Origin of the sequence: Pseudomonas lactucae, from assembly GCF_016937615.1 — a bacterium.
Taxonomy (GTDB): Bacteria; Pseudomonadota; Gammaproteobacteria; order Pseudomonadales; family Pseudomonadaceae; genus Aquipseudomonas; species Aquipseudomonas lactucae.
Window position 1 is genome coordinate 1 of sequence record NZ_JAFHKI010000190.1, and the last position, 6711, is coordinate 6711.

Annotated in this window: 7 protein-coding genes; 6 read left to right on the top strand and 1 reads right to left on the bottom strand. The window is 59.1% G+C overall.

Annotated features, from left to right (window positions below; translation table 11 throughout):
* Nucleotides 1-277 precede the first annotated feature (277 nt).
* Together brnQ and JWR98_RS27210 are read left to right on the top strand one after the other, a co-directional pair.
* On the top strand, nt 278-1591 hold the full coding sequence (gene brnQ / locus JWR98_RS27205) for a branched-chain amino acid transport system II carrier protein (RefSeq protein ID WP_078732286.1): 1314 nt from the start codon (nt 278-280) through the stop codon (nt 1589-1591).
* Nucleotides 1592-1715: 124 nt separating this feature from the next.
* The gene (locus JWR98_RS27210) at nt 1716-2453 is read left to right on the top strand and encodes a DUF599 domain-containing protein (RefSeq protein ID WP_078732287.1); all 738 of its coding nucleotides are present in this window, start codon (nt 1716-1718) and stop codon (nt 2451-2453) included.
* Between the two features lie 104 nt (nt 2454-2557).
* Here the strand turns inward: JWR98_RS27210 and JWR98_RS27215 are convergent, their stop codons facing one another.
* Nucleotides 2558-2809, bottom strand: coding sequence for a hypothetical protein (locus JWR98_RS27215; RefSeq protein ID WP_003172818.1), 252 nt, complete (start codon nt 2807-2809; stop codon nt 2558-2560).
* Nucleotides 2810-2967: 158 nt separating this feature from the next.
* Here JWR98_RS27215 and JWR98_RS27220 point away from each other — a divergent pair, with 158 nt between their 5' ends.
* The 4 genes from JWR98_RS27220 (at nt 2968) to JWR98_RS27235 (ending at nt 6682) form a co-directional block, all read left to right on the top strand.
* Complete coding sequence (locus tag JWR98_RS27220) at nt 2968-3444, top strand: PaaI family thioesterase (protein ID WP_078732288.1); 477 nt, start codon at nt 2968-2970, stop codon at nt 3442-3444.
* Entirely contained in the window at nt 3441-3893 is a 453-nt protein-coding gene (locus JWR98_RS27225; RefSeq protein ID WP_078732289.1) for a PaaI family thioesterase, read from the top strand. The genes JWR98_RS27220 and JWR98_RS27225 overlap by 4 nt, the downstream gene beginning before the upstream one ends.
* A gap of 89 nt (nt 3894-3982) precedes the next feature.
* Nucleotides 3983-5887, top strand: a complete 1905-nt coding sequence (gene htpG / locus JWR98_RS27230) for a molecular chaperone HtpG (RefSeq protein ID WP_003172821.1) — start codon at nt 3983-3985, stop codon at nt 5885-5887.
* A 66-nt stretch (nt 5888-5953) separates the two neighbouring features.
* Nucleotides 5954-6682, top strand: coding sequence for a dienelactone hydrolase family protein (locus JWR98_RS27235; protein ID WP_003172823.1), 729 nt, complete (start codon nt 5954-5956; stop codon nt 6680-6682).
* Nucleotides 6683-6711 lie beyond the last annotated feature (29 nt).

Below are 6711 nucleotides of genomic sequence, written 5' to 3' on the forward strand. Positions count from 1 at the left end.
CCTTAACTGACTGGCATTAGAGCTTGCCCCCACATTTGATCGTATTACCAAAATAAAGTATGAAAACGCGACATTCAAATGTCGCTTATCGGACAGTTCGCCCCGCAACAGTGCGTTTGTCAGCTCAATTCTGTAACCTAGCCGCCTCTTTAGGCGCCGCCTCCCAAAAGGAAGCCGCGCGCCAGACCAGTCGGTCCCCATCAGGGCCGGCGGTATTTCCCTCATCCACAGGGAATCCCCCTCTAAATTCCGATTCAGCAGTGTGGTATTTCCTTAAATGAAAGTGTTGAAAAGCCAGGACATCCTGGCGTTGGGCTTTATGACCTTTGCCCTGTTCGTGGGCGCCGGCAATATCATCTTCCCGCCTATCGTGGGTTTGCAGTCCGGGCCGCACGTCTGGATGGCAGCGTTGGGCTTCCTGATCACTGCGGTCGGCCTGCCGGTGGTCACCGTGATCGCCCTGGCCAAGGTCGGCGGTGGTATGGACGCGTTGAGCAGCCCGATCGGCAAGATCGCCGGTGGCCTGCTCGCGGCGGCGGCGTATCTGGCGGTAGGCCCGCTGTTCGCCACCCCGCGTACCGCAACCGTGTCCTTTGAAGTCGGCCTGGCGCCGCTGACGGGCGAAAGCCCGCTGGCACTGTTCCTCTACAGCTCGGTGTACTTTCTGGTGGTGTTCTTCGTCTCGCTGTACCCAGGCCGTCTGTTGGACACCGTGGGTCGCTTCCTCGCGCCGTTGAAGATCATCGCCCTGGCCATCCTGGGGATTGCCGCGTTTGTGTTGCCGGTCGGTGAAGTGGGGGTCGCCACCCCGGAATACGTGGCCGCACCGTTTTCCCAGGGCTTTATCAATGGTTACCTGACCATGGATACCCTGGGCGCGCTGGTATTCGGTATCGTGATCGTCAACGCGATCCGTTCTCGTGGTGTCGAGTCGCCCAAGCTCATCACGCGTTATGCGATTATTGCCGGGTTGATTGCCGGTGTAGGTTTGGCGCTGGTGTACATCAGCCTGTTCCGCCTTGGGGCGGGCAGCCATGAAGTGGCGGCTGGTGCTGCCAATGGCGCCGCGGTATTGCACGCTTATGTGCAACACACCTTCGGCTCCCTGGGCAGCGGCTTTCTCGCCGTACTGATTTCCCTGGCGTGCCTGGTGACCGCAGTCGGCCTCACCTGCGCCTGCGCCGAATACTTCAGCCGCATCCTGCCACTGTCCTACAAGACCCTGGTGGTGATCCTGGCGCTGTTCTCGTTGTTCGTGTCCAACCTGGGCCTGACCAAGCTGATCGCGTTTTCGATTCCAGTGCTGACCGCGATCTACCCGCCGTGCATCGTGCTGGTGGCGCTGAGCTTCTGCAAAGACTTCTGGCAGGAGCAGGGCCGTATCGTTGGCCCGGTGATGCTGGTGTCGTTCATCTTCGGCTGCATCGATGCGCTCAAAGGGGCTGGCTTGGCGGATTGGTTGCCGTCGCAGCTGGCGCACCTGCCGTTGAGTGAACAGGGCCTGGCGTGGCTGGTGCCGTCGGTGATGGTGTTGGTCCTGGCGGTGGTGATTGACCGGATGCTGGGCAAACGCAGCGAAGCGATCGCCTAACACGCTGTTGCAGAGCTGAAATGCCTCGTATCAATCGATACGGGGCATTTTTTATGCTTAATAGGCGACGACCTTCTAAAGTTGGACCCCATTCCGCCATCATTCACCCTGCCGTAGGACCCGCATGTCGTTCATCGAAACCAATCAAGTCCACCTGCTCGCCGCACTCTGGTTCGTCCTCTGCTGGGGCGGCTACACCCGTTATGCCATCTGGAAGGCCCGCGACACGGCCTGCCTGGCCAGTGTGCTGCATCTGTACCGCGAGGACTGGATGCGTCGGATGCTACTGCGGGACAACCGTATCGCCGATGCCAGCGTGATCGGCAACCTGGAGCGCAATGCCTCGTTCTTCGCCTCCAGCACTTTGATCATCCTCGCCGGTATTCTCACCGTGCTCGGCGCCTCCGAGCGGGCCGTGTCGTTGCTGGCGGATATACCCATGGTGCAGCAGGCGTCCCAGGGCATGTCGGAAATCAAGCTGTTGTGCCTGGCGCTGGTGTTTGTCTATGCGTTCTTCACCTTCAGTTGGTGCATGCGTCAGTACAACTTCGCGGCAGTGCTGGTGGGGTCGGCGCCGATGATCGGTGAGCGGCTGGTATCGGAGCAGGAGCGCAAGGCGTTTGCGTTGCGCGCGGCGCGGGTGATTTCCATGGCCGCCAACCAGTTCAACTTTGGCCTGCGCGCGTATTACTTCGGCATGACCATGTTGGCGTGGTTCGTCAGCCCTTGGTTGTTCATGTTGATGAGTGCCGGGGTGGTGTTCGTGCTGTATCGCCGCGAGTTTCATTCCGACGTACTGCAAGTGATGGTGTATACGCAGACGGATACGACGCTGTCCGACACTGTTAAAGAGACGGCTTAGTCCGCGTCGGCGTATTAACGCAGCGAATAAAAACAGCAGACAAAGTAAAGCCCGCTATCTAAGCGGGCTTTCTTTATGCAGCCAAGCTATTTCAAGCCGCGGTATCAGGAACCGGTGGCTGGGGTAGCAGGTGCTGCTTCTTTTGCGGCGGCTTCGTTCGATTCAGCCTGAGATTTGGCAGCTTCGGCGTTTTCTTTCGCAGCGTCGTTCACTTTATCCTGAGCCTTGGCCATGTCTTTCTGAGCTTGCTCAGAATGTGCGGCAGCGTCTTGGGCTTTGTCTTCGGATTTTTTGTCGCAGGCAGCCAGGCCGAGGGCAGCGGCGAGCATCATGGAAATAGCTAAAGTCTTGCGCATGGGGTGTTTCTCCTTATTGAAGATATCTACTGGCCTTTCGAGCCTGAGGGGTCAGCATTAGTTCCTTTTATTGCGCAGATATATATACCGCGTGCGCCAAGGAACTTTCACCCGCACCACCTACTCCGCGGATACCCAACATATAAGAGTCTGGACCAATGACCGAAAACTCACTGTTAGCACGTGCCAGGCGCTTTGTTGGCGCGTTGCGCCATTGCCAGGTGTTGGGCATTTGCGTGCATGCGGCAGGCGAGGAGGGCATGACACTCATGCTGCCCTATGCGCCGGCTATCGTAGGCGACCCGGAGACGGGGGTGATCCACGGCGGCGCCTTAACCTCGCTGATGGATACGGCGTGCGGCATGGCTACCCTGTGCGTTTTGCCGGAATTCGAGGTGTGCCCGACCCTCGACCTGCGTATCGATTACATGCATCCCGCCGAACCGCATAAACCGGTGTACGGCTTCGCCCAATGCTATCGGGTGACCACCGACGTGATTTTTACTCGTGGCGTCGCTTATCAGGACAACCCGGAGCAGCCCATCGCCCATGTGGTGGGCACGTTCATGCGCATGGGCAAGCGCCTCAAGGGCTCCCAAGGATTGAGCAGCACGATCAAGGGAGAGCAGGCATGACGCATCGATTCAAGACCCGGCTGGAACAGGCTCACACGCGGGGCAGCTATGAAGCGCTGCTGGCGCTGATCCCCTACGCCAAGCTGATTGGCGTCGAATGCACCCGGCAAGGCGACGATTTGCTGTTTCGCCTGCCCGCCAACAAGGACAACATTGGTAACCCGATATTGCCGGCGCTGCACGGCGGGGTGATTGCCGGGTTTATGGAAGTATCCGCAGCGCTGCATCTGCTGGTATTTACCGGTGCGCCGGGCCTGCCGAAAATCATCGACTTCTCCCTGGATTACCTGCGCGCCGGGCAGTTTCGCGACACTTACGCCAAATGCCAGGTGTGGCGCCAGGGGCGACGGGTGGCGAATGTGGCGATTACCGCCTGGCAAAGCACCCAGGCGGAACCGATTGCCACCGCTCGTGCGCATTTCAAAATCGAGGAACCGCCTCGCTCTTGAAATCCTGGTCTTAGCCCCCAACTTTGATGACAACCCGCCGCCAACCCTTTCGTGGGCGGCCACTGCCATCCAATTGGAGTTTGATGACCATGAGTGTGGAAACTCAAAAGGAAACCCTGGGCTTCCAGACCGAGGTGAAGCAACTGCTGCACCTCATGATCCATTCGCTGTATTCCAACAAGGAAATCTTCCTTCGCGAATTGATCTCTAACGCCTCTGACGCTGTCGACAAATTACGTTTCGAAGCCTTGTCCAAGCCGGAGTGGCTGGAAGGTGGCGCCGAACTGAAAATCCGTGTGAGCTTCGACAAGGACGCCAAGACCGTCACCCTCGAAGACAACGGTATCGGCATGAGCCGTGACGATGCGATCACCCATCTGGGGACCATCGCCAAATCCGGCACCGCGGATTTCATGAAAAACCTGTCGGGCGACCAGAAGAAAGACTCGCACCTGATCGGCCAGTTCGGCGTGGGCTTCTACTCGGCCTTCATCGTTGCCGACAAGGTTGAAGTGTTCAGCCGCCGTGCCGGCCTTGACGCCAGCGAAGGCGTGCACTGGGCCTCCAAAGGCGAGGGCGAGTTTGAAATCGCCACGATCGACAAGGCTGATCGCGGCACCCGCATCGTGCTGCACCTCAAAGACGGTGAAGACGAATTTGCCGATGGCTGGCGCCTGCGCAACATCATCAAGAAGTACTCCGACCACATCGCGCTGCCGATCGAGCTGCCCAAAGAACAGGCAGCCGCCGAAGGCGAAGAGGCTTCCGCCCAGGAATGGGAAGTGGTCAACCGCGCCAGCGCCCTGTGGACCCGTCCTCGCACCGAAGTGAAGGATGAGGAATACCAGGAGTTCTACAAGCACATCGCCCACGACTACGAGAACCCGCTGAGCTGGAGCCACAACAAGGTCGAAGGCAAGCTGGAATACAGCTCGCTGCTCTACGTGCCGGCCCGTGCGCCGTTCGACCTGTACCAGCGCGAAGCGCCCAAAGGCCTGAAACTCTACGTACAGCGTGTGTTCGTGATGGACCAGGCGGAATCGTTCCTGCCGCTTTACCTGCGCTTCATCAAGGGCGTGGTCGACTCCAATGACCTGTCGCTGAACGTGTCGCGGGAGATTCTGCAAAAAGACCCGATCATCGATTCCATGAAGTCGGCGCTGACCAAGCGTGTCCTCGACATGCTGGAAAAACTGGCGAAGAACGAGCCTGAGCAATACAAGGGCTTCTGGAAAAACTTCGGCCAGGTCATGAAGGAAGGCCCGGCGGAAGATTTCGCCAACAAGGAAAAAATTGCCGGTCTGCTGCGTTTTGCCTCGACTCAAGGCGAAGACGGCGAGCAGGTGGTGTCCCTGGCCGAGTACCTGGCGCGTGCCAAGGAAGGCCAGGACAAGATCTACTACCTGACCGGCGAAACCTACGCGCAGGTCAAGAACAGCCCGCACCTGGAAGTCTTCCGCAAGAAAGGCATCGAAGTGCTGCTGCTGACCGACCGTATCGATGAGTGGCTGATGAGCTACCTCAGCGAGTTCGATGGCAAGACCTTCGTCGACGTGGCCCGTGGCGACCTGGACCTGGGTAACCTGGACTCCGAAGAAGAGAAGAAGGAAGCCGAAGAAGCCGCCAAGGCCAAAGAAGGCCTGGTTGAGCGGATCAAGACTGCCCTGGGCGATGCCGTCAGCGAAGTGCGGGTTTCCCACCGTCTGACCGACTCCCCGGCGATCCTGGCCATCGGCGAGCAGGACCTGGGCATGCAGATGCGTCAGATCCTCGAAGCCAGCGGTCAGAAGGTTCCGGATTCCAAGCCGATCTTCGAATTCAACCCGGCTCACCCGCTGATCGAGAAACTCGACGGCGAGCAGAGCGAAGAGCGGTTTGGCGACCTGTCGCACATCCTCTTCGACCAAGCGGCCCTGGCCGCTGGCGACAGCCTCAAAGATCCGGCCGCCTATGTGCGCCGACTGAACAAGCTGTTGGTTGAACTGTCGGTTTAACACCGTTGTAGAAAAACCCGCTTCGGCGGGTTTTTTCGTTCTAGTGCACCTCAACTGGAGAGAATGATGAGCCAAGTCACTGTGCGTTCCGTGGTCTATCAGATTGATGGCCAGTCTTATGAGAGCCGCCTGGCGTTCGATGCGAGCCACAAGGGCCCGTTGCCGGGCCTGTTGATGGCGCCGAACTGGATGGGCGTGAGTGCCGGTGCTGAAGAGATCGCCAAAAGCGTCGCCGGCAAGGGGTACGTGGTGCTGATCGCCGACCTGTACGGGCAAACTGTGCGCCCGTCGAATGGCGATGAAGCCGGGGCGGCGATGATGCCGTTGAAGAATGACCGGCCGTTACTGAACAAGCGCATGCAGGCGGCCCTTGAGCAACTGCAAGGCCAGACCGAAGCGGCTGTTGATACCTCCAGGCTGGCGACGTTCGGTTTCTGCTTTGGCGGTTGCTGCTCGCTTGAGCTGGCGCGCACGGGCGCGCCATTGAAGGCTGCGGTGTCGTTCCACGGCACCCTCGACACGCCAAACCCGGCGGACGCCAACAACATCAAGGGCTCGGTGCTGGTGTTGCATGGCGCCTCCGACCCGCTGGTGCCCAAAGAACAGCTGCCGGCGTTTGAAGATGAAATGAACGCGGCGGGCGTGGATTGGCAACTGCTGAGCTACGGCGGCGCGGTGCATTCCTTTACCGACCCCGACGCCAATGTGCCGGGCAAGATGATGTACGACGCAAAGACTGCTGCACGGGCCTTCCGGTCGATGCATAACTTGTTGGATGAAGTGTTCAAGGGCTAAATCTCTAGCGCCTGTTCTGGCGCCATCGG

Excerpts from the sequence above, each read along its gene's own strand:
- JWR98_RS27235 (WP_003172823.1), top strand. The coding sequence starts at position 5,954 with ATGAGCCAAGTCACTGTGCGTTCCGTGGTCTATCAGATTGATGGCCAG.
- JWR98_RS27215 (WP_003172818.1), bottom strand. The coding sequence starts at position 2,809 with ATGCGCAAGACTTTAGCTATTTCCATGATGCTCGCCGCTGCCCTCGGC.
- JWR98_RS27210 (WP_078732287.1), top strand. The coding sequence starts at position 1,716 with ATGTCGTTCATCGAAACCAATCAAGTCCACCTGCTCGCCGCACTCTGG.
- JWR98_RS27220 (WP_078732288.1), top strand. The coding sequence starts at position 2,968 with ATGACCGAAAACTCACTGTTAGCACGTGCCAGGCGCTTTGTTGGCGCG.
- JWR98_RS27225 (WP_078732289.1), top strand. The coding sequence starts at position 3,441 with ATGACGCATCGATTCAAGACCCGGCTGGAACAGGCTCACACGCGGGGC.
- htpG (WP_003172821.1), top strand. The coding sequence starts at position 3,983 with ATGAGTGTGGAAACTCAAAAGGAAACCCTGGGCTTCCAGACCGAGGTG.
- brnQ (WP_078732286.1), top strand. The coding sequence starts at position 278 with ATGAAAGTGTTGAAAAGCCAGGACATCCTGGCGTTGGGCTTTATGACC.